Here is a 21,018-nt window from a genome sequence, read left to right as displayed (position 1 = left end):
GTTGTTAAACAGCTAGATCCCCTTCTACTTGATGGAAGGGATGATATACTTCTCCAGCAATGGGTCAACATCCATGCCATTCGACGTTTGGACGACGATCAGGTTCAATTTTGGCACAACGACCATGTACTGGCCGTATAACCCCATCGCCCGGTATGTATCATATCCATTGACCTTCTTAAGCCAGAAGAAATAGCCATATTTACTGCCGTCAAAGTTGCCATTTGTATCTCCATACGGCATCGTGCTTTCTGCCACCCAGCCTTGAGGCAGAAGCTGCTGATCTTCCCATTTACCATTATTCAAATATAGGTAGCCGATTTTGGCGAGATCTCTTGGCGTCATTTTCACTCCTGTTCCACCGAATGATGTGCCTGACTGATCAGACGGCCATTCCACATTTGAAATACCCATCGGATCGAACAGCTGCTGCTTCGCATAGTCCGACAGTTTCTCATTGACGGCGGTTTGAATGATCTTGGAAACGACCCTTGCATCACCGGTACTGTAATTCCAGCCATCAGGTTCATTTCTAACAGGGCGGTTCAGGATAAAATAAGCTGGGTCATCCCCATCCATGAATTGCTTCCAAGTCTCTGAATCATAAAATCCCCTTTCCGTTTGCTCGGGGAAATCAAGTCCGGATTTCATCGTCAAAAAGCTCTTGATCGTGAGCTGTTTTTTCCAATCCGTCAAATTCGCTATTCTACCTTTGTCCAGATAGCTAAGAACCGGATCATCCACACTTTTGATGGCACCTTGCTTCATTGCAACCCCGACCATGGCGGACGTCAGGCTTTTCGTCACGGAGTAAATCGGATGCGGTGTGTTTTCGCTATAGATGCCGCCGTATTTTTCAGCGACGATATAGCCATCCTTAATGACTAAGAACCCTTCCATCGGGATATTTTTCGTTTCGATGTGCTTGAACATTTCCTTTAATTGTGCCGAATCCATCCCCACGCTTTCAGGCTTCGTTTTCTGCCAGCCATTCGTCGGCCAATATGATTCGATCTTGTTCGCTTTCTCAGGAATTCCGAGTGCCGATTCATCCGTTTCATCACCATTTCCTTTTTGACTCTTTTCGGCTCTTGTTTCCTGGTCTTTGCTTGTTTCATTCGAACAAGCTGAAACAGCCGAAAAAATGAAGAATACGACGAGCAATAATAATGGAATCTTATTTTTTTTCATGTTTCCCCCTTATTAAAACGAAACTACGCTTAACAGTATTAATGCATACGGGGTCAGACCCCTAAATGGAATACTAATAAACTTCGCCTACTGCACCAATAGTCCTTCTAACTTTAGGAAAAATCTTCAAACCAAGAGTTTGGGAATTTGCGATTGTGATAAAATAAGAGAAAATCTTGGTTCTTTTATAAAGGAGACGATCCTTATGACAGCTTCTAATTCAAAGACAAGTTTGCGGACTTGCAGCAAGGGGCACGAATATTACAAAAGCAGCGACTGTCCTGTATGCCCCATCTGCGAAATGGAAAGAAAGCCTGAGAGTGGATTTATGGCCCAGCTCTCTGCCCCTGCGAGGCGTGCGTTGGAACACAACAATATCAACACTTTGGAACAACTGGCAGGCTTCACAGAAAAGGAAATCTTGAAATTCCACGGAATCGGTCCGTCGTCTATTCCAAAATTGAAACAAGCACTGCAGGAACAAGGACTTTCATTTAAGCAAGGCTAAAACGTTTGCTATTTTTTTGATCCTTATCCACCAAAAATCTTTTTAATTTTTTTCCCATTCCTAAAGTCTATCTCCAGCTCAGGCAGTGTCTTGACGTCCTCCCGGTATTTTTTATAATCGCTTGTGAAAAATAAAATGAAGCAGTTACTTTTTTTTTGTATCCAAAGGCAGCAGGTCATACTTTGCTTTCTTCAAAGCCTTGAACGACATCACATTTGGTCCGCAATGCAGGATTTTCATCTGAGCATGTTCTCTCGAAGCTGGGACCGGGACTTTAACCACATCCGAATCAATTGTATTCATCGTGATTTTATACGCCTGATAGGAAAGCCCATTCTCTGTCAAACCATCGGCACCTTTTTCAATGGAATAATCTATTCCCTCTTTATACGGATCACCTTGACAGCCTGTCAACAGTGCAGCACAAACCAACATGGACAGTGAAAGGGTTTTTATCATCCTGATTTGGCTCCTCCTCTGATTTTTCTATAATTTTACAATTTTTTATTCGAATTTGAAACCATAAAAAAAGGGTTTACCTCTCCTTGCGTTAATGCATTCCCGCAAGAAGGGACAGACCCTTTGTCATTAATTCAATTCTTTCACTTTCTCTGTAATTGCCACTCTTGGCTTCGGCTCCGGGATTTCCTCTGGAAAGCCGGATGAGATGACACCGATGACATCGTATTCGTCCGAGATGTTCAGGATGTCCCGGTTGCGCTGGGAAATGGCGACAGACGACCAGAATGTCCCGATTCCTTCTGCCCAAGCTGCAAGCATATAGTTTTGGACAAAGCAAGCAGTCGCTGCGATGTTTTCCTCGCGTTCCACTTCCGTCTTCCCTTTTTTAGAAATGACGACGAACACAACAGGTGCATCGCCAAAGTTTGTTTTATGGTTGATTTGTTCTCTCGTTTCAGGTCCAAGGAAAAGGATTTCCCACGGTTCCGTCATTTTATGGTTTGGAGCCCATGTCGCGGCATCCAGCCATTCCATGACCTTGCTTTTGTCGATGGGATCCTTCTTAAATTTTTTAATATTGCGGCGGGTTTTAATGATGTCCAAGATATTCATAGTTATCCTCCTAGTATTCATGTTCGTCTCTATCATACGCTATTTGCCATGAAAAATCTTCGTTCAGTAGAACGGTGGCTATCATGGTTTTATTGTATTTGGAATTTTTTTCTTCCACTTGAAAATTAAAATAGTTTAGAAATCGTCTGACACGGCTATTCAATAAACAAGTACTTATCAAACTTTAAAAAGTGAGGGAGATAAAAATGAGAGAGAATCATGATCAGGTAAAAGGAAAACAAAAGCAAACCAAAGGAGACCTGAAGAAAGCATGGGGCAAGCTGACCAATGATGATCATAAAATCGCGGAAGGTGAGCGTGACAAGGATAAGGGGAAATTGCAGGAAAAGTTCGGTGATGTAAAAGATTCTGTTCGAAAGAATTGGTAGTTCAATTTGGGTCTGATCCAAGAATATTGGGTCAGACTCTTTTTATATTAAAAAACTTAGGAGACCCAGCCCCCTAAGTTTTTGTCAATCATCTATCCAAGCTTTATTTGCAACGGTTGTTCCTGCAACGGAATGCCTCTTTCAATACTATCAATATCACATAAAGGCACCAAACTTGTTGTACCTGGTACGAGTAAATCTTCTACTTCAAGAACACTATTTTTCAGACCTCTAAATCTTCCAACATAAATAGCTGCTGACATTTCTCCAAAAAAAGTGATACCTATTGAGTCTCCGCATTTGAAATTGTTCAAGATCGCTTTTTCCAAACCTGTTACGCAGCAGTTACATGTTACAATTCTATCTTCATCTTTCCCTTTATGTTGATAGTATCCGCCATCACAACCGCAGTCATAGTAATTATCCATACTGATCACCTCCCTATTAGATGATGTATTATTATATGAAGAGGAGAACATATACGTATGGATGGCTATCTCTATCGATTTTAAATTTTTATATCATTCCATTATGAATAAAAAAGGGGCCTATCCTAGTGGATAAGCCCCATCGTTTTAACTAACCTTTTACCATGTTTCTTAAAATCGATCATTATAACTGCCATTGAAAAATAAAACGATGTCCCCAATCGTCCCAATGCAGAAGAATATAAAATAATAGCTTGCTTTGGTGATATCTTTGCTAAAAAGCTCTTTAAAAGCCTGGATGAACAACATTTCGAATTTAAACCAGCTTAGAATCCAAGCGATTAATAGAAAACCAGCTATCGCCATTTATCTCACCTGCCCCTTCATGTTTGTACGAATATGCATCTTATTTCATCCACTCATGATACATATATAGATTATACATGGCCGGCAGCAATAAGCTAAGGGCAAGAAAGATCACTGCCGCTATTTTTGACTGCTTGATCAGCCGAACCTCTCCAGATTTCAGATGCTGGAAAAAGCTATGAGTAAAATAAAAACAAAAGACCATCAGGATGATCGATACCACTCCAAGGAAGCCGCTTGCTCCCATCACAGTTGTTTTTTCCATGGCTAACTCCCCTTTTATATTATATTAATGAAATATCGTATTTTTTCAGTAAATCTTTGAAAGCCGGCCGCTCATTGCCGTCCCGCCCCACTATATGTGTTGCTGTCACTAAGGAATTCAGCACAGCTTCTTCCGTCGCTTCCCCTATTGCGCGAAAGGCTGTATCAATATCTTCTTCATGGATCATTGACACTGAAATGCATTCTCCCGTTTGTTCATGAGGAATCTTGGTGGCAGTAGAAAATCCAATGACGACCTCCCCGCTTCCAGTTGTAATGATGGAACCTGTACGGGATAATCCTGTCACCGTTCGTTTAAGGATCCGGTTCAGCTGCCTTTCGGATACGGGAAGATCGGTGCCGACAATAACGATGATGGATCCTTTATCCTTATCCTCCTGAGCTTCAAGGATCGCCTCTTTCAACTCTTCTCCTACCGCTTTTCCGTTCACTTTCAAATCGCTTAATATGCCAAAGTTTGATAACACCAGCACCCCCATCGTGTACGTCCCGTGATCAAACTTCATCAGTCTGGAGGCAGTGCCGATTCCGCCTTTCAAGGAATAGCAGAGCATGCCGGTGCCAGCTCCGACCGATCCTTCTTCAACATCGGTTGAAGTATTATGCAAGGCCTGGAAGACATGTTCCTTCTTGATAAATCTGGCCCGGACATCATTCAGGAACATATCGTTGCATTCGCATACGATCGGATTCACCGTTCCGGTAGACCTGCCGATTTCCGGATTCTGTCCAAGCATGTATTCAATCAGCGCATCTGCAGCCGTCCCGATGCTCAATGTATTCGTTAAAATGATCGGCGATTCGATTGTTCCGAGTTCATTGATCTGAATGGTCCCCATCGTTTTGCCGAAGCCATTGATGACATGGCTTGAAGCGATGAGTTTTTCTTTAAACAGATTGCCTTGGTGAGGAAGGATGGCCGTCACACCTGTCTGCATATTGTGATCGCTCAGTGTGACGTGCCTAACGGAGACGCCTTCAACATCCGTAATTGAATTGTTGGGGCCGGTTTCTAATTTTCCAATTCTCACGCCATAGTCTCTTATTCGTTTTTGTTTCACTGTTTGATCCTCCGTTTATCAGGATTGAATCTGTTACTCGGATATGTATGATGGATGATTGCTTTCCGCGGATGCACTGTTAAAAATGAATTCTAAAATTTTTCTTTGTGTCTCCGATAATCCTGCCCTATCTTTGACTTCAGCCTCGTCCATTGAAAAAAAATCAGCAAAATTTTGTCCTTCATACCTTGGAACAACGTGCATATGAAAATGAGTCAGGTCGTCAAAGCTCCCACCGTTTTGACAGATTGTGATTCCATCTGGATTAAATAATGTCTTGATCGCATTTGAAATCAATCCTGCCGCTTTCATTATTGAATCTGAAGTGGATTTATCCAAGTCATAAAAGTATCGAACGTGCTTTTTAGGTACGATCAAGGTATGACCTTCATTAAAAGGATCATGATCCAAGAAGCAACAAACAAATTCATCTTCATATACGACGAAAACGGGCTCATTTTTATTTGCTAAATGACAGCCTAAACACTTCATCGGTATTGATCCTTTCTTAATTTTAGAATTCGTTTAAGTTTTAATTTCAACTAAAAAACCCCCAAAAGTCTGTAGTGAAAATAGAAATTACTAATATGGATGCAAAGATTAATTGAAATGTCGTATATAGATAATCATTTCGATTTTCTGCATACTTCTTCTCCATGATGGCTCTTGTTGTTTCTGTTGAAAAGATCATCATGAATAAAATAAAATAAGTTTGCAAAAACCAAAATTGCTCTGTAGGTATTCGCGTAGCATTAATAGTAGTGCCAATGACTAAAAGCACAATAGTTATAATCCTGATTGTCCAATCAATTTTTTTATGCTTTTCGTTCAGATGATTATAAGAGAACAACTTTTTCCTTTTTACCTTCAGCCACTTCCTCAACAGGTAGTTAATTGCTAATTGAACAACGAAATATATAGCGAGTATCATCAATATCTTCGACCAAGGCATGAACATCATCCACTCTTCCCCCTTTCTCTCTCTAATACCAATTATTTCAAACACCGAGGCTTTGCTCAATGGTTATTTCTAAAATGGAGCCTTTTTTAAATAGCAGGAGAAAATCTATTAATGTAGAATAAATAAAATTGGATTGATCAATCTAGGATGAGGAGTGATTAAGCATGATTCATAAGGTTGGACAAATTATGGTGTATGTCAATAATCAGGATGAGGCAGTGGATTTTTGGACAGAAAAAATGGGGTTCACGGTCATTTCCGAAGAAGACAACGGTCAAGGAATGAGATGGATCGAGGTTGCTCCAACTGCGAATGCCGAAACAAGCATCATTCTTCACAATAAAGAATTCGTGGCAAAAATGTCGCCTGAATTAAATCTTGGCACGCCTTCCTTAATGTTCTTCTCCGACAACCTGGACCAGCTTCACAGTGACTTAAAAAACAAACAGGTCAAAGTCGGGGACATCGTCACAATGCCTAACGGAAAAGTATTTAACTTTGCAGATCCAGAAGAAAATTATTTCGCGGTCATCGAGAAATCCAAATAAAAAAACAAGCCGATTCCTTCATGAATCGGCTTGTTTTTTAAAATTCAGCGCTGTTCCGGCCATGCCCCTTGCAGCTTCCTGATTTGCATGATTTGTCCTGTATGGTATGCCTCGTGAAGGAAAATGTCCACCAGCTTTGCATCGAGTGATTTTTGATCCAGTTCCTCTGCGGAAGTTTTATTCAGAATTTCTTTTAACCGATGATGTGCCTTGTCAACGCGCTCAACGACCTTCGCCCATGCGTGATCATCATTCGTAGGTTCAGTGAAATGGAAGTTTTCATCGCCGCTGAGGTTATACGGCCAGTCTTCACCTTCCAAATTGGCAGCGAGCCTCTCTTTGTAATATAGAAGATGATTCAGGTTCTCCCAAATCGATTTGGCTGCATCCCCCGCCGGCTTCCATCTGGCTTGCTCTGCGGTAAGTCCTTCTATGGAATCCTTGAGCGGCGCATACCAGCTTTCTTTGTCATAAGTCGAATCCAGTCCGTTTATTAGCAATTCAATTCGATCCAACGCGTTCTCCTCCTTGAGCATGTGTTATTTTGCGTCCTTATCTGTAACAAATAAGTAATTTTAAACTGAATTCAGCAGTAATTCTTTAAAATCCTGCTCTCGACTTTTTCCAAAAAGTGAAATTAATATTATATAAAAAAAGTCGGTTGTTTATTAACCGGTGACAAATATAACGTTATATTCCGAACCTAACTCCTCTCTCACTTTTTCTGTTAGACTTTGCCCCATTGCATTATGTTCATTCATCGAGATTTTTTTATATTGTTCCTTCCAGTGGTATAATTCGCTTTTTAAATCATCATTCAATGGAAATTCATCCATATCTAGATTCCAGCCACATACGTTGCACCAAATTGGATCAGCCACAAAATCTGCTTCTAATTTGAACGAATTGGTTGATTGACATTTGCAGATATCTTGAAGTTTCAAAATTCATTTCCCCCGTTTTTTAGATTTCTCTTGCTTGATCCTCACTCGGATAGCCGATGTAATTGATCAATTGAATATAAAGCGGATATGCCATCAATGCCCCGATCAAAATGAGCCCTGTAGCCGGATTGGGTTTATCTCCTTGATCTGTGATTGGAAGGGTGGTCGCAATTAAATAGACAAATAGAATAAAATATGGCACCCAAAGAATGGCTGACCAATAGTTGACTTTCCGTCCCTTCATTCACATTTTCGTAAGAAAAAAGAGAAGGGTAGTGCCAAGAATAATCACTACAGTAATAGTGATTCCATTTAACGTGTTGACCTTTCCAATGTTCCAACCCGTTAGCCTGCTAAACCTATATACATTGATCATAAGTTCAGAAGGAACAAGGATCAATAGAGCATAAAGGATACTGATGATATTTAATTTGATGAAATATTTCAATGTAAAAGCCCCCATTTAGTTTTGCTTACCAGACAGGAAGAAATGAACCGCATTTTAACCGCTCCTAACCTTCCACAACCTTGTCACTCCCTTTAATTCCTGCCCATCAAATTCCATTCTATATATGTCAGGTTTTGATGTGTTCAATAAAAAAAACATATCATATGTGCTGTCATAATGGTTCATCATCAAAGTCATCACCGCTCCGTGGGTGCCGATTACCACCTTCTGTCCCTCGTATGTGGTTAATATATCTTTTAATACTTTGACCGATCTCCTCTGGCAAACAGCATTAGACTCTGCACCTTCCAATGCATATTCAGCGTCAGAAAATGATGTTTCCAATAAAGGGTACAGCTCTTTATCGGATATTCTCATGCCACCAACAGTAAACATTCTTTCTTTAAAGGATTCATGTACCAAGACCTCACTCCCTATTTTCTCCGCTAATGGCTGGACGGTTAAAATAGAACGATCGTAGGGACTTGAAATGACCGCATCGATATCTTCCTTGATTAAAATATCGGTTAACTTGTGTGCGTCTAGTTTTCCCTTATCTGTCAATCCTCTTGTTCTTTCGTCCCCTTCTTTCGGGGAATCTCCGTGTCTCACCATATAGATAAATGTTTTCATCTTGCCCTCCATAGATAGCCTTTGAAATCCTGTTATTAATCTAATAATCTAGCTTATTTCAGTAATTTCTACCGTATTAAAAGCAAATTAATTGTCATTTTCCACTGATTCTTTTTTACTTAAGCCACTGATTAACGTGATAAGTCCTACTAGAAAGGTGATTAAAAACACAATAACCATGACACCTCCTGCTGCAAAACCACTTCTAACGATTACTCCAAAAATGATTCCAAGCAGAAAAGATAATATTGGCGCGATTACAACCATCGTCACAATGCCCCATACAATCAACTTTTTCCTTTCAGATTTAGTGGTCATCCGATCCCTCTTCCGTTTAATATAGCATTTTATCTTTCCATATCTCAGCAGCCCCGATAAGAGAACTACCTGAAAGACAGCATTATCCATCTTTTTTTCTCATTATGGTGCAAAACTATAGCTAACCAAAAAGTACACATACAACGGGATAACAGGAATTCCTAAAATGGCTGTAATGATCGGGATTCTTTTCTTCACTCCCGTTTCCATGATAATCCCGATTCCGCCAAATACGATATTGGTAATGGATAAGATCGGAGTACCGAACAACAAGATATAAAAACTAACAAAAAATAACGTTTCACCAGTCATCGCACATGCAGAAAATACAATCACAGATAGTATGCTTAATAAAAGGGATATCGCTGCAATAATCCCTGGCACTGTTTTAGGCAAAATAGGACTCCTCTCAATTTTTCTTTACCATTAATCCTTCGGTATAAATTGGAAATAACCTGTAAAAGTTCTCCAAAGTCTTCCGCTAAAAGAAAATGTCCAGGGAATTCCCTAGACATTCAAATCGTTAAAACTATTTATTTTTAATGCCCTTCCCAATCTCATAACCAAAACAAAAACCATATATCCAACTGCCGCACCGATTACATTGCAAATGACATCATCAATATCCGTCACACGTCCATACATTTCAGTAAAACTTTCAATAAACTGGACAATTTCTATCGTCATGGAAATGATCAGTCCAAAAAGGATAATGGATTTCAAGCTTCTGTATTTCTCCCAAATGATTGGAGCAAGAAAACCTAATGGAATGAACAATAAAATATTGCCGCCTACATTCCTTAGTAGCAGTTTAATCATGAAGAGAACATCACCATCATAGGCAGTTCCGATCAAACTGATATTTTTTATGATCGATGCTAGAGGTACAACGTTCACTGTACGAAAAGAAGGATGAAATTCAAAACTGAATGCAATCGGCAATGGAAAAAGAGTCACCGAAGCGACCATGCATATGTACACCGCAAAAAGAAAACGAAGAATTTCTTTCAGCCATGTGACATGTCCTTGATTTTTATACGTTTTCCCAATGAAGATGCCCCGGCTCACGAGATAAATGATCGTTCCGAATATAACCATTAAACTTCCATTGATTAAAAGCAATCTATTTCGCCTCTTTCTTTTTCATTAAGCACTACTGTAATTTGATTTTTTTCTTTTCCAAATAAACATTAAATATGCAGCAAATCCCACAACCATTAGACAGAAGGTGAGATTTTGTGCGATACCCAATTCATTCCTCCAGCTTTCTGGGCCGCTTAAAATTAATTGCAGTAATAGTCCCAACATGACAATGATTAAAACAAATGGATTCCGCTTGAACATGAATCCCGCCGCTCCACCAGCCACTCCACCAATTGCAGATGCTCCATACCAACTGACGAAAACTCGAACTTGGTCATTGATAGTAGGTTTGACTGGATTATCATCAAAGAAATACCCGATCACAAAATAGTATGTAATCGCAATGATTGTATGGATTCCGCCGGCAAACATGGCACTTTTCAGATCCTTTGCAAAGGAGAAACCCGGAACCATTGCAAAGATGAACCAAAATGGCAGCGAATTCACCATTACAGCAACGTATGAACGAATGAATTGGAACAAAGTTATATGAACTCTTGTGTAAGGCAAATGATCTGAGGCCACAGAGAAAACTCCTACAATCAACCCGACAACACAAGTATATAAAGCAAAACCACTGCGGTTTTTCAAAAAATAACCCCCCCTTCCACATAATGACTTAAGCATCGTTTCACTGATTAAGACGAATATTATTTGGAAAAAGTTTCTTCCATCCCCCTTATCCATGTAAAAAGCCTCCCTGTTTTCAGGGAGGCTTGATGATTACTTGCTATAGTCACTGCCGTCTGGCTCCAATTCTATTTGTTGATCTGAATACCATTTCGAACGCAGTCGAATGAATTGATACAGATGGGTGACGAATACTTTCAAAATCGCGTAGCCTGGCACGGCCAAAATGATCCCGATGATGCCGAACAGGTTTCCTGCCGTCAAGATGACGAAAATGACGGTGATCGGGTGGATTTCCAAGCTTCTTCCCATGATTTGAGGGGAGATGAATTTCCCTTCCAGCAGCTGGACGATCACCCAGACGACTACGAGCTTCAACAGCATGAACGGCGAATCGATCAATGCGATCACGAATGCCGGCGTAATCGCAATGAATGGCCCCAAATACGGGACGACATTGGTAACCATGGCAATCACGGCAAGGAGCAATGCATAATCCAGTCCAATGACGAGATATCCAATAAAAAGCAGGACTCCGATGCATAGGGCGACGAAAATTTGCCCGCGAATATAAGAGCTTAGGGCATGATTCATATCTTTTAAAATCAGCTTCGCCTCTGGACGGGAACGATTGGGCAAGAGCTTCACGATATAATCGGGTAGGTTCTTGCCATCCTTCAGCAAGTAGAATAAGAGGAAAGGCAGAACGGCGACCGCTAGCACGATTTCGGTGACGGTACCGACAAACGTCATCAGCCCTTGTGAAAATCCGGATGCAAAATTGCTGATATGATCGGAAACGCTCTTATACATTTTGTCGATGTCCGTATTGACCGACTTCAGCCCCTTCTCGACGTAAGGACTTTGCGAAATGTCCTTCACGGTATCTTGAAGATCCTGCTTCCACACCGGTATGTTATCTGCCATGCGTTGGACCTGATCCTTCAGCGGTGGAATGACAGATGAAAGGATAATGCTGATTCCACCAATGATGAGCACATACAGCACCAGGATCGAAATGAGCCGTTTGACTCCCTTCCTCTCGAAATAATCCACCAACGGATTGAATAAATAAAAACACACCCCCGCAAGGATCAGCGGCAAAAAGATGGTTTTGACGAGAATCACGAATGGAACCAAAATAAAACTGATTTTGGATAATGCCAAAATGGTCATGCTGAGGATAAAGACGATCAATGTGTAAACAACCACTCGGCTATTTAATATTTTTTCTCTAAAAACCGTGCCTTTTCTTTCTTTGTTCTCCAAACCACTCAACTCCCTACCTAAACTTCTATTTATTTCATTCCCCTAAACAAGGTGCTTTCTAACCAACTAATATTTGGATTTCGAGCTCTTTTATTAATCAACGAGAATAAATCTTATGTATTGTACTCCTAAACTTTTTTTCTAGCAATCACCTTATTTTACCATAAGATTTAGGATGTAATAGATAAGAATCAATATCAAATAATGAAATGTTTATTAGAAAAACGACTCGGATATTTTGCGAGTCGTTTTGTTTACAATGCATTCTTCTTGAAGGCATCTCATCCAGTACAAATCATGATCACATTTCCATCCGGGTCCTTAATGGTAAAAAACGAAAAATCATCGTATCGGACGATGTTCGAATGGATATGATAGCCCAATTCCTTCGTGTATGCATAAGCTTCCTCTATATCGGCTGTATGAAAATTGAACAATGGTTGATCATGGGCTGTCGGCTGTTTTACAATGCCTTCCGGTCCTGCATCCAGCGTCAATCCGGTATGATGGTTGATCTGGATGTTATAAACCGGATCCTTGACGGAAGCCAAATCATGGTCCTGCCCCAACAAATTCGAATACCACCGAACCGATTCCTTTAGATTACTGACATGCACAAATACTGTGTTCATTTGATTGATGATAGGGCTTTTCATACTTCCACTCTCCTTGCCAGATTTAGGTCACTCATTTTTGAAAGGCATTATTTCGCCGTGCTTTCACATAAATAAAAAGGACAAGCATGCCCAACAAAAGAGAAGCGATATCTGATTCGATAACGTTTTGATGAATCACACCGCCTATTATATTGATGGATGATCGAAGCAGCAAATATATGGATAAGATTAAGATTAATTTAGAATGATATAGTTTGGTTAATAGGAATCGCAATGTGTTCCACCTCAACAATTTTTTCATTAAGCTCCTCTTACAACAAAATCGATCGTAATTCCATGATCTTTGTGATCTCTTCAAGCGGTTTATGCGAAGATGGCGGCGGGACATTTTGATGATTCACCCAAATGGCTTCCATCCCCAGCTCCATGGGACCGACTACATCGTGGGTCCAAGAATCCCCGATAAATACCGCTTGTTCCGGCTGGGCTTGGAAATGGTTTAGTGCGGCCCAATATAACTCGGGGTCTGGCTTCCTATAGTCAAGTTCCTCGGCTTGAAAGACATTGTCTTTTGTAAATAGATGAGCTAGTTTCAAGTTGGAAATTTTCAGCAATGGATCGTATAGGGCATTTGTGACGATCGCCAGCTGATAATGTTTTTGCAGGTCCTGTAAAAGGCAAGTGAGGTCTTCATTTTCTTTAATGAAGCTCATCCCTGACTGCAAAAAGAGACCATGCAATTCGTCGATGGCATCTTCATCTGGAAACAATTCAAAATGTGATAAAGCATGTTTCCACCTGGCCCGTCTGAATTCATGCGGGGAAAGTTCCCGGTTTTTAAATTGAGTGATCAATGGCTTTGGCAACATCAACTTCTTTTCAAGAAACATTGCAGGATCGACATGTCTGGTAAGAGAATTGGATTGGATCGTTTGCATGATTCCCTCTTTAAACCAATCGCTGCTTAGCAGTGTGTCATCCAAATCAAACAATAATAGTTGATATTCTTTCATTCTATCTCAATCTCGCTTTTTGAAAATACGAATCTAGGCAATGCCGATATTCATCGATCATGTTGTCTGGAAGCTGATCTGCTTTGAAATATTTCATGTTGCGAGATTCGCTTTGATCAATTTCAATCTCTCCCGATACCTCTTTAGAGGCATAGACGGCTGTGACAGAATATAATTCGTCGCCGTTCTCCAATTTCAAATAATAGTCGGGACCGGAAATCACATCGATCAATGTCATTTTGCCGATCTCGAGACCTGATTCTTCTTTCACTTCACGCCTTGCTGTTTCCTCCATCGATTCCCCAAGTTCCATCAAACCTCCAACAAGCCCCCAGCTGCCGTCGTTTCGATGCTGTAATAATAGTTCATCTTGATCATTGAGAATGATGACAACCGAACCAGGAAGGATAAGCGGCCTCGTCCCGACGATTTTCCGGAGATTTTTTACAAAGTCCATCTTCTTTTTCACCACCAGATGTTTATACTGTCCTGCTTAGCTTCAAATTAAATTCCGGCCTCGTAACGTACTCCATATATTGCACATGGCCGTCAAAATTCAAAAAGGCTTCGAATCGTGTTCGAATGGCTTCAGCTTCAATCATATTGAGTACTTTTTCTTTTTCGACCCAGCAGCTTTCTGATGTTTCTTCGGATGTGCACAATTCCCCTCCAACAGGACGGCAAGCATAATCCAGCATCAATTTAGTCGGGACATCCGTCACCCCGTCGTACCATTTATGTATGCACGTATTGGAATACATTCCGATCAGGTTCGATACGTTGATGTCGATGCCGCTTTCCTCTTTCACTTCTCTAATTAATGCATCCATCAGATTTTCTCCGACTTCCACCTGTCCTCCTGGAAAAACCCATCCCCCATGGATTGTTTTAACCAACAGGATCTTCCCTTCTTCATTTTCCACGATTCCTCCGACTGCAATGATATGTGTAGGCATTTCCATGCATTCTCCCCCTCAAAGCAACAATTGTTAAATATTTTTACAAAATTAGGATTATTTTCTATTTTAGCACAAAAAAAGAAAAGGGGTCTGACCATCAGTACGTTAAAGCATTACCGCGCTGAGGGGCAGACCCCTTTCAGAAAAAATTCTATTTTTTTATTTAGTTAATTCTCTCAATGTATCTTTCGAATTTTGAATGCTTTGTTGATAGTTAGCTATTATTGATTTTAAAGATTCTTCATCGCCACTATCTTGAACAAACGAATTGTATTCACCTTTAACCATCAACAAATCTCCAGCCGCTGTGCCAATATCTATTCTGTTTTGAATAGATAAATCAGAATTATTAATTTCATCTCCTAGAGCTTGCACTTTCGGATTCCATTCTCTTCCAAACGCCGCCCATTTTGCCGCATTATTCTTATTATCTTCATAAGCCTGCGTCAATTCCTGTTCGAAATCTTCTACTTTCTTTATGTATGAAGAAAGAGCTTTGGCAGTTTCCTCATCGCTGAGTCCTGCTTTTACAGTCGTTTCTTTCTTATTATCACTGGTTGTTTTCTCTTGACTGTCTTCTGTTGAGTTTACTTCTTTGCTAGATTGTACGTTGCTGTTTTTCTCTTCTTTTACTTTACTGTCATCGTTATTCTCGCTGCATGCTGCCAACATGCCCATCAACAATATCATTGCTGCTGGTAATAAAAACTTTTTCATTTGATGTAAGCCCCCTATGTAATAATTGCCCAAAATAGTATACACCACCTAATGGAATAAATGGAAGGGAAGATTCGAAAGGGGGCTGCCCCCTTTCTCATTTTGGCAGCCTTACACTTTTAAATTTTGCAAAGTTCCGAATGACGGGAAGGACAGAGGCCCGCATCGTTACATCCCGGATCATTAATTTCCATTTCGTTTCCGGGAGAAAGTAGTCGGCAAACTTCCGGGCTGACCGCTGTACTTTGGCTACCTGCGGGATCATCATTGTGTCGTAGTCTGATAGAGCTTTCTCGATATTGCCTTTGGATTCAGCGAAACAATGGGCCAAGGTATAAGCTTCAGCCATGGCCAGTGATGCTCCCTGTCCTGCAACCAAAGACACACAACCGCAAGCATCTCCAACAAGTGCTACGCGTCCCTTTGTCCACTTTTCCATTTCGACTTGGGCGACATCATCAAAATAAAAATCATCGGCAAGTTCACCTTTTTGTAGGGTATCAGGGATCACCCAGCCCATGTCTCCAAAGTGTTTTTTCAGTTCTTTGATTCCCTCTTCATGTGAGTGGTGGCGGACACTCCCTTGTTTGGAATAGAGAAAAAAAGTAGCCATTCGATCCCCTCTTATCGGATAGATACTGACTTGTCTGCCAGGCTCTGTGATGGTATCGAATGTACGACTAATGTCGTTGAATTCCGGCGTTTTTTCAAATGTATATGCGGCGGTTTGATACCCCATGGAGTGGACAAACTTTTCTTCCTCGCCAAATGCCAGTCTCCGTACCTTTGAATGAATCCCATCGGCCCCAACCAATAGGTCACACCTGCGTTCTGTCCCATTCGACAGCACCGCATGTACTTCTTGGTCATCCTGCTGCAGTGAGTCAATCGACGTGCCATATGTAACTTGTACACGTTCTTTGATCCGCTCATACAACACTCGCTCCAGATCTCCGCGCATGAAATTGAAATGGCGGCCATCCAATAATTTGATCAGGGATTGATAGTTAAGGGAATACTTCGTTGTCCCATCTGCATTCTTCACACGAAGGGAATCGATCGGATAATGGATGGTCCGTAAATCTTCGATCAAACCGATCTTTTCAGCGACATCATACCCGGCTCCAAAAAAATCCATCATATACCCTTCTGTCCGCAGTCCTGGAGACTTTTCAATGATTTCGACAGCGTGCCCTTCCCGATCCAATTGATCGGCCAATGTCAGTCCTGCAATGCCAGCTCCTACGATTAGAACGTTCATGATAACCCTCGCTTTCTTTATTTATTAAGTATGGTCCTTTTTCGTAAACGTCTATTCTTATAGGTTTGTTTGATCAACATTTAGTTCAATCAAATTCCCATCTGGGTCGGCGCAATAAATTTGCGCGAATCCGCTCTTTGAATTTGGTTTTTCAAGAACTTCAACATCTCTCTGTTTTAACCATTCAAGAGTGTCGTAGTAGTTTTCGACTCTAAGGGCAAAGTGACCTTCACTGCTGGATACGCTTTTATCCTGGCGAATTGTCTGTGAAGATGGATCAACGATTAAATGAAGCTGCTGCCCTTCTATTTCATACCATGCCCCGGGAAGGTCAAAATCAGGCCGCGATATTTCTGTTAAACATAAAGTTTTTTCATAAAATTCTTTTGCTTTTTCCAAATCGGTCACAGTAAGACTCACATGATGGATGCATCTATATTTAATCAAAATCTTCACTTCCTTCATTTTAATGAAATCTGGAAATTGTTCTCTTTCCTAAGTGTATCACTTTCTACATGTTAATGAACAAAACTAAAATTCAGCAGTTGAACCACCTTTTTTTATTGTAGAATAAATGATAAAAGGAAATATCAGGGAGAGATACATATGAACTTAGGCGATCCAATTGGAATCGGCAATACTGCAAAAATTTATCTACACAACAACAGGATTTTCAAAATCTACAATGACCACTTGCCTGAAACGGAAGCGTCGTATGAAGCCGCTAAACAGGAATATGCGTATTCTTGCGGACTTCCCGTTCCAAAGGTGCTCGACGTTGCGACGTTCGAGGGTAAGCATGCACTCATCATGGAATATGTAAACGGGAGAACTTTCGGAGATCTCGCATTTGAAAACAGTGAACGGGCAGCGCATTTGATGGAGCTGTCCGTGGATATCCAGCTGCAAATCCATGCAATTAAGGCTGATTCACTCGAACCGATGTCTGATCGGCTTCGCAGGCAACTCCAGTCAGTGACACAGTTGGACGACAGCCAAAAGTCCAGGCTCCTGCAGAAGCTGGATGCGATGACCTTCGAAAACAGGCTTTGCCACGGGGATTTTCATCTATATAATCTGATAGCTTCCGATGATCGAGTGACAATCATTGATTGGGTGGATGCGAGTGCGGGTGATCTCCGGGCCGATGTCTACCGCAGTTATCTCTTGTATACACAGGTATCAGAGGAATTGGCTGAGTTGTATTTGCAGCTATATTGCGAAAAGAGCGGTATTTCGAAAGAAGACATTTTCCAATGGGCTCCGATCATTGCAGCAGCAAGGCTATCGGAACATGTGCCAACTGAAAGTGAAGAACGCCTTTTGGAAATCGTCCAGCAATACGGCTGTTGATCAATATGAAAGGGCCTGATCTCCTCCATGCTGCAGGGAGATCAGACCCTTTTGACGTTATGAAAATATTTTTTTGAAAAAACTCTTCTTAAATTTTTTGACTTTGGAGGGATTACGTGAAATCCCGTAAAGCCCAATGACTTCAAGTGCAAGACCGATCCCAAGTATCAGTCCGTTAAGGAAATCCGGCAAACTTACAAATTGAGTTAATATCATCCTTCCAACTACGAGAAAAAGACCAATACTTACGAATAACAATGGATTCTTCATTTTGACACCTCCGTTTATCTTTTTTGAATTATATTACAATTATAACATTAAATAGTAATTGTTTACCGGTAAAATGGATTTAGCTGATGGTAGGGAACTATGATCTATTTCATGCCGAATGTTTGCTGCAGAAATGGTGACCGTTAGAGGAGATATTAGAGGAGAGCGGGAATCACAGAGATAATTTGGTGACCGATAAGCGAGATATTGGACGATTAAGGGTGCCATAGAGACGGTTTGGTGACCTAGAAAGGAAATATCGAACAAGTACGGGTACCAGCATGTCTAATGGGGGTCAGACCCCCATTAGCACTGTACCATAGTAAAGCTTCCTCCACATCCTACACCAGCTCCAACAGCCCCATTTCCAAACATGTCATGATCGACAGGACCTTTCCCTTCGTGGAAAATTGAATTTTCACCGTGTCCCCATCGACCCCAGTGATTTCTCCCGTGCCGAATACACGGTGCTTCACGGTCAAGCCGACCTCTAATTCAGACTCACGCTGCACAGCATTTGGATTGAATGGGACTCCGTTAACTTTCTTTCCGGTGACGGTTGCCCCGCTTTTGGCCGTACCTGTCCGTTTGGGTGCCGGATTCAACATGTTCTTCACGTCGCGAACAAAGGTTGATTCCGCTGTTTTCACACCGTCTTTTTCCCAATAAGTAATCAGCTCGAGATGCTTCTTCGCCCGTGTCATTCCGACATAGAACAAGCGGGTCGCTTCTTCGATCAAGCTCATATCCTCTTTATCTTCCTTTGAGGGGATGACGCCGTTGATCAAATCAATCATATAGACATGCTCGAACTCCAATCCTTTGGAACTGTGGAAGGTAGAAAACGTCACGGCGTTCTGCCCTTTTTTTCGTTTGGCCATTGTTAAAGCAGACTCCAGGTGCTGAAGCCGCTTCGCAAAATCCTGCAGCGTCTCAAGATTCACGGCGATTTCCTCCAAGGTGTTCAGAATCCCGATCAAATACTCAAGGCGAAAGCCAAGAATGCTGCTCATCTTCTCAAGCGCCTTCTCGTAGCCAAGCTGATTCCGAATCACCCGGATCGCTTTTCTCGGCGGCATTTCTTTCAGCTCCCGGAATGTTTCCTTACTGTCCTTGATCAGCCTCACCTGATAAGGTTTCAACTCGACGTGGTTCACAAGGTTGTCGAACACCGACTCCCCGTTGCGAATTCCCTTCAGTTCCTTCATCTGCTGTTTGCTGATGTAGCCGTTGAACTTTAAGTGTATCTTCTCCAAAATATCAGGCCGCTTATCGGTGAAGGCCATCCGCATGAAATTGAGCACATCTTCGACGACCCAGTGCGAAAAGAAGCGGTTGTCAGCATCCTTCATATAAAAGGGGATGCCGGCCCGGTCGAACGCATTCATGAGCGCGATCGAAGACGAGTTGTTCCGGTACAGGACAGCAATTTCACCCAAGTTCTCTTTCCCTTGAATTTCCTTGACGAGATATTTCGCCTGGGCATTGTAATCGTGCAGCTCCTTGATTTGAATCGGTTCAAATGCTGGATTTTCCGTAAACATGTTCTTTTCATAGCGCTTCTTGTTCCGCTTGATGAACCGGTTGGCCACACTGACGATGTCCTTTGTGGAGCGGTAATTCTGTTCCATGAAAAGGATCTCGGCCTTCGGATACACCTTTTTAAAATCAAGCAAGTAGGATGGCTCAGCGCCGCGCCAGCTGTAGATCGATTGGTCATCGTCTGCCACCACGCAAAGATTCTGATGTTCACGGACCAGCTTCTCGATGATTTCGTGCTGGACCAAGGACGTATCCTGGCTCTCGTCCGTGAGCACATAGTCATAGCGTTGCTGGTATTCCCATAACAGCTGCCGGTCGCTCCACAATACCTCATTGGCGATCGTCAGCATATCGTCAAAATCGACGAGCAGTTTATTGGGGTGTGAACGCTTGAACCTTTCGTATTCCTTGAGGATCTGCTCGGCCTTTGGCACATCGCATGAAACCGTCGACCATTGATCCGGCTTGATCATCTTGTTCTTGATGAAGCTGATATAAGTCGTAAGCTCCTCCATCTGGCTGTCTGTGATGTTTTCACCGACGTGCGTTTTGAACAATCTCCGGAGGATCACCTTTTTATGCAGCATATCCGCTCCCTGATCATCACCGCTTACATTGCCTTCGATCAGGTCAAATGGCGTCCTTGTTTTACGGAAATGCTCGCGCGCCACTTCAAACGCCAAGCTGTGAATCGTCGAGAAATCAACTGGCGGAAGACCCGGAAAGAACCGCTTGAACCGCTCCTTCATATCGCTTGCCGATGCCTTGCTGAACGTCACCGCCTTGATGCGATCAGGAGATATACCTTTCTTTTCGATTAGATAGCCGATCCGCATGATCACCGTCGTCGTTTTCCCCGACCCGGGCGACGCCAACAAAAGAAGCGGCCCCTCGGTTTGAAGGACAGCTTTTGTCTGAACGTCGTTTAAAGAGACACCTAATTCTTTTTTCTTGCGGGTGAAGAAGTCTTGCATATTGAAAATCCTTTCTATTATGGAACGGAGGCTGCATTGCGTTAATCAACACCACTATTACGGTAATGCGTTAACACAGCAAAACACTCATTCCTACTTTCGTACTTATACATAGA

Annotated in this window: 33 protein-coding genes; 4 read left to right on the top strand and 29 right to left on the bottom strand. The window is 41.7% G+C overall.

Annotated elements, in window-relative coordinates; translation table 11 throughout:
* Positions 1-24: 24 nt before the first annotated feature.
* Positions 25-1,191 carry a serine hydrolase domain-containing protein gene (locus D9X91_RS19775; protein WP_121682382.1) on the bottom strand — a complete coding sequence of 389 codons (1,167 nt, stop codon included), beginning with the start codon at positions 1,189-1,191 and terminating at the stop codon, positions 25-27.
* 205 nt (positions 1,192-1,396) lie between these two features.
* On the opposite strand from D9X91_RS19775, the gene D9X91_RS19770 reads away from it, so the two are divergent.
* A complete protein-coding gene (locus D9X91_RS19770; RefSeq protein ID WP_121682381.1) occupies positions 1,397-1,699 on the top strand; it encodes an RNA polymerase alpha subunit C-terminal domain-containing protein in 303 nt (100 codons plus the stop codon).
* Positions 1,700-1,843: 144 nt separating this feature from the next.
* Here D9X91_RS19770 and D9X91_RS19765 read toward each other — a convergent pair whose 3' ends face one another.
* The gene (locus tag D9X91_RS19765) at positions 1,844-2,158 is read right to left on the bottom strand and encodes a hypothetical protein (RefSeq protein WP_121682380.1); all 315 of its coding nucleotides are present in this window, start codon (positions 2,156-2,158) and stop codon (positions 1,844-1,846) included.
* Between the two features lie 129 nt (positions 2,159-2,287).
* Positions 2,288-2,773, bottom strand: a complete 486-nt coding sequence (locus D9X91_RS19760) for a nitroreductase family protein (protein ID WP_121682379.1) — start codon at positions 2,771-2,773, stop codon at positions 2,288-2,290.
* Between the two features lie 206 nt (positions 2,774-2,979).
* Between D9X91_RS19760 and D9X91_RS19755 the strand changes: the two genes are divergently transcribed.
* Complete coding sequence (locus D9X91_RS19755) at positions 2,980-3,162, top strand: CsbD family protein (RefSeq protein WP_121682378.1); 183 nt, start codon at positions 2,980-2,982, stop codon at positions 3,160-3,162.
* Positions 3,163-3,254: 92 nt separating this feature from the next.
* Here D9X91_RS19755 and D9X91_RS19750 read toward each other — a convergent pair whose 3' ends face one another.
* The 6 genes from D9X91_RS19750 to D9X91_RS19725 all read right to left on the bottom strand — a co-directional run bounded on the left by D9X91_RS19750 (position 3,255) and on the right by D9X91_RS19725 (position 6,233).
* Positions 3,255-3,590 carry a hypothetical protein gene (locus D9X91_RS19750; RefSeq protein WP_121682377.1) on the bottom strand — a complete coding sequence of 112 codons (336 nt, stop codon included), beginning with the start codon at positions 3,588-3,590 and terminating at the stop codon, positions 3,255-3,257.
* Between the two features lie 171 nt (positions 3,591-3,761).
* A complete protein-coding gene (locus tag D9X91_RS19745; RefSeq protein WP_121682376.1) occupies positions 3,762-3,956 on the bottom strand; it encodes a hypothetical protein in 195 nt (64 codons plus the stop codon).
* 40 nt (positions 3,957-3,996) lie between these two features.
* Positions 3,997-4,221: a hypothetical protein gene (locus D9X91_RS19740; RefSeq protein ID WP_121682375.1), complete on the bottom strand. Its 225-nt coding sequence runs from the start codon at positions 4,219-4,221 to the stop codon at positions 3,997-3,999.
* Between the two features lie 19 nt (positions 4,222-4,240).
* Complete coding sequence (locus D9X91_RS19735) at positions 4,241-5,302, bottom strand: DmpA family aminopeptidase (protein ID WP_121682374.1); 1,062 nt, start codon at positions 5,300-5,302, stop codon at positions 4,241-4,243.
* Between the two features lie 33 nt (positions 5,303-5,335).
* Positions 5,336-5,794 (bottom strand): HIT family protein, encoded by a 459-nt coding sequence (locus D9X91_RS19730; protein ID WP_199738147.1) that lies wholly within the window; start codon positions 5,792-5,794, stop codon positions 5,336-5,338.
* Positions 5,795-5,840: 46 nt separating this feature from the next.
* Positions 5,841-6,233 (bottom strand): DUF4181 domain-containing protein, encoded by a 393-nt coding sequence (locus D9X91_RS19725; protein ID WP_233569871.1) that lies wholly within the window; start codon positions 6,231-6,233, stop codon positions 5,841-5,843.
* 194 nt (positions 6,234-6,427) lie between these two features.
* On the opposite strand from D9X91_RS19725, the gene D9X91_RS19720 reads away from it, so the two are divergent.
* Entirely contained in the window at positions 6,428-6,811 is a 384-nt protein-coding gene (locus D9X91_RS19720) for a VOC family protein (RefSeq protein ID WP_121682371.1), read from the top strand.
* 44 nt (positions 6,812-6,855) lie between these two features.
* Here D9X91_RS19720 and D9X91_RS19715 read toward each other — a convergent pair whose 3' ends face one another.
* The 18 genes from D9X91_RS19715 to D9X91_RS19635 all read right to left on the bottom strand — a co-directional run bounded on the left by D9X91_RS19715 (position 6,856) and on the right by D9X91_RS19635 (position 17,210).
* Entirely contained in the window at positions 6,856-7,326 is a 471-nt protein-coding gene (locus D9X91_RS19715; protein WP_121682370.1) for a DinB family protein, read from the bottom strand.
* A 153-nt stretch (positions 7,327-7,479) separates the two neighbouring features.
* Positions 7,480-7,755, bottom strand: coding sequence for a hypothetical protein (locus D9X91_RS19710; protein WP_233569867.1), 276 nt, complete (start codon positions 7,753-7,755; stop codon positions 7,480-7,482).
* A 19-nt stretch (positions 7,756-7,774) separates the two neighbouring features.
* Entirely contained in the window at positions 7,775-7,999 is a 225-nt protein-coding gene (locus D9X91_RS22965) for a hypothetical protein (RefSeq protein WP_233569866.1), read from the bottom strand.
* On the bottom strand, positions 8,000-8,203 hold the full coding sequence (locus D9X91_RS22960) for a hypothetical protein (RefSeq protein ID WP_233569865.1): 204 nt from the start codon (positions 8,201-8,203) through the stop codon (positions 8,000-8,002). It lies immediately after the preceding gene.
* Between the two features lie 54 nt (positions 8,204-8,257).
* Complete coding sequence (locus D9X91_RS19700; protein WP_121682369.1) at positions 8,258-8,836, bottom strand: histidine phosphatase family protein; 579 nt, start codon at positions 8,834-8,836, stop codon at positions 8,258-8,260.
* 87 nt (positions 8,837-8,923) lie between these two features.
* The gene (locus D9X91_RS19695; RefSeq protein WP_121682368.1) at positions 8,924-9,244 is read right to left on the bottom strand and encodes a hypothetical protein; all 321 of its coding nucleotides are present in this window, start codon (positions 9,242-9,244) and stop codon (positions 8,924-8,926) included.
* 12 nt (positions 9,245-9,256) lie between these two features.
* On the bottom strand, positions 9,257-9,550 hold the full coding sequence (locus D9X91_RS19690; RefSeq protein ID WP_121682367.1) for a hypothetical protein: 294 nt from the start codon (positions 9,548-9,550) through the stop codon (positions 9,257-9,259).
* Positions 9,551-9,661: 111 nt separating this feature from the next.
* A complete protein-coding gene (locus tag D9X91_RS19685; RefSeq protein ID WP_121682366.1) occupies positions 9,662-10,276 on the bottom strand; it encodes a VanZ family protein in 615 nt (204 codons plus the stop codon).
* Between the two features lie 24 nt (positions 10,277-10,300).
* Positions 10,301-10,984 (bottom strand): hypothetical protein, encoded by a 684-nt coding sequence (locus D9X91_RS19680; protein ID WP_233569864.1) that lies wholly within the window; start codon positions 10,982-10,984, stop codon positions 10,301-10,303.
* Between the two features lie 36 nt (positions 10,985-11,020).
* Complete coding sequence (locus tag D9X91_RS19675; RefSeq protein WP_121682365.1) at positions 11,021-12,196, bottom strand: AI-2E family transporter; 1,176 nt, start codon at positions 12,194-12,196, stop codon at positions 11,021-11,023.
* A 281-nt stretch (positions 12,197-12,477) separates the two neighbouring features.
* On the bottom strand, positions 12,478-12,852 hold the full coding sequence (locus D9X91_RS19670) for a VOC family protein (protein ID WP_121682364.1): 375 nt from the start codon (positions 12,850-12,852) through the stop codon (positions 12,478-12,480).
* Between the two features lie 31 nt (positions 12,853-12,883).
* A complete protein-coding gene (locus tag D9X91_RS19665) occupies positions 12,884-13,114 on the bottom strand; it encodes a hypothetical protein (RefSeq protein ID WP_121682363.1) in 231 nt (76 codons plus the stop codon).
* 10 nt (positions 13,115-13,124) lie between these two features.
* Positions 13,125-13,826 carry an HAD family hydrolase gene (locus D9X91_RS19660; RefSeq protein WP_121682362.1) on the bottom strand — a complete coding sequence of 234 codons (702 nt, stop codon included), beginning with the start codon at positions 13,824-13,826 and terminating at the stop codon, positions 13,125-13,127.
* A gap of 1 nt (position 13,827) precedes the next feature.
* Entirely contained in the window at positions 13,828-14,283 is a 456-nt protein-coding gene (locus D9X91_RS19655; RefSeq protein ID WP_121682361.1) for an NUDIX hydrolase, read from the bottom strand.
* A gap of 22 nt (positions 14,284-14,305) precedes the next feature.
* The gene (locus tag D9X91_RS19650) at positions 14,306-14,788 is read right to left on the bottom strand and encodes an NUDIX hydrolase (protein ID WP_121682360.1); all 483 of its coding nucleotides are present in this window, start codon (positions 14,786-14,788) and stop codon (positions 14,306-14,308) included.
* 156 nt (positions 14,789-14,944) lie between these two features.
* A complete protein-coding gene (locus tag D9X91_RS19645; RefSeq protein WP_121682359.1) occupies positions 14,945-15,502 on the bottom strand; it encodes a hypothetical protein in 558 nt (185 codons plus the stop codon).
* 97 nt (positions 15,503-15,599) lie between these two features.
* Complete coding sequence (locus D9X91_RS19640; protein ID WP_121682358.1) at positions 15,600-16,763, bottom strand: FAD-dependent monooxygenase; 1,164 nt, start codon at positions 16,761-16,763, stop codon at positions 15,600-15,602.
* Positions 16,764-16,820: 57 nt separating this feature from the next.
* Entirely contained in the window at positions 16,821-17,210 is a 390-nt protein-coding gene (locus D9X91_RS19635; RefSeq protein WP_121682357.1) for a VOC family protein, read from the bottom strand.
* A 159-nt stretch (positions 17,211-17,369) separates the two neighbouring features.
* Between D9X91_RS19635 and D9X91_RS19630 the strand changes: the two genes are divergently transcribed.
* Positions 17,370-18,116 (top strand): phosphotransferase family protein, encoded by a 747-nt coding sequence (locus tag D9X91_RS19630; RefSeq protein WP_121682356.1) that lies wholly within the window; start codon positions 17,370-17,372, stop codon positions 18,114-18,116.
* 57 nt (positions 18,117-18,173) lie between these two features.
* On the opposite strand, the gene D9X91_RS19625 is transcribed toward D9X91_RS19630, so the two are convergent.
* Together D9X91_RS19625 and D9X91_RS19620 are read right to left on the bottom strand one after the other, a co-directional pair.
* Positions 18,174-18,386 (bottom strand): hypothetical protein, encoded by a 213-nt coding sequence (locus D9X91_RS19625; RefSeq protein WP_121682355.1) that lies wholly within the window; start codon positions 18,384-18,386, stop codon positions 18,174-18,176.
* A gap of 341 nt (positions 18,387-18,727) precedes the next feature.
* A complete protein-coding gene (locus D9X91_RS19620) occupies positions 18,728-20,911 on the bottom strand; it encodes an ATP-dependent helicase (protein ID WP_121682354.1) in 2,184 nt (727 codons plus the stop codon).
* Between the last annotated feature and the right edge of the window lie 107 nt (positions 20,912-21,018).

Origin of the sequence: Falsibacillus albus (genome assembly GCF_003668575.1) — a bacterium.
GTDB classification, from domain to species: domain Bacteria; phylum Bacillota; class Bacilli; order Bacillales; family DSM-25281; genus Falsibacillus; species Falsibacillus albus.
Note: the sequence above shows the minus strand (reverse complement) of the source record. Positions and strands in the feature narration are given on the sequence as shown.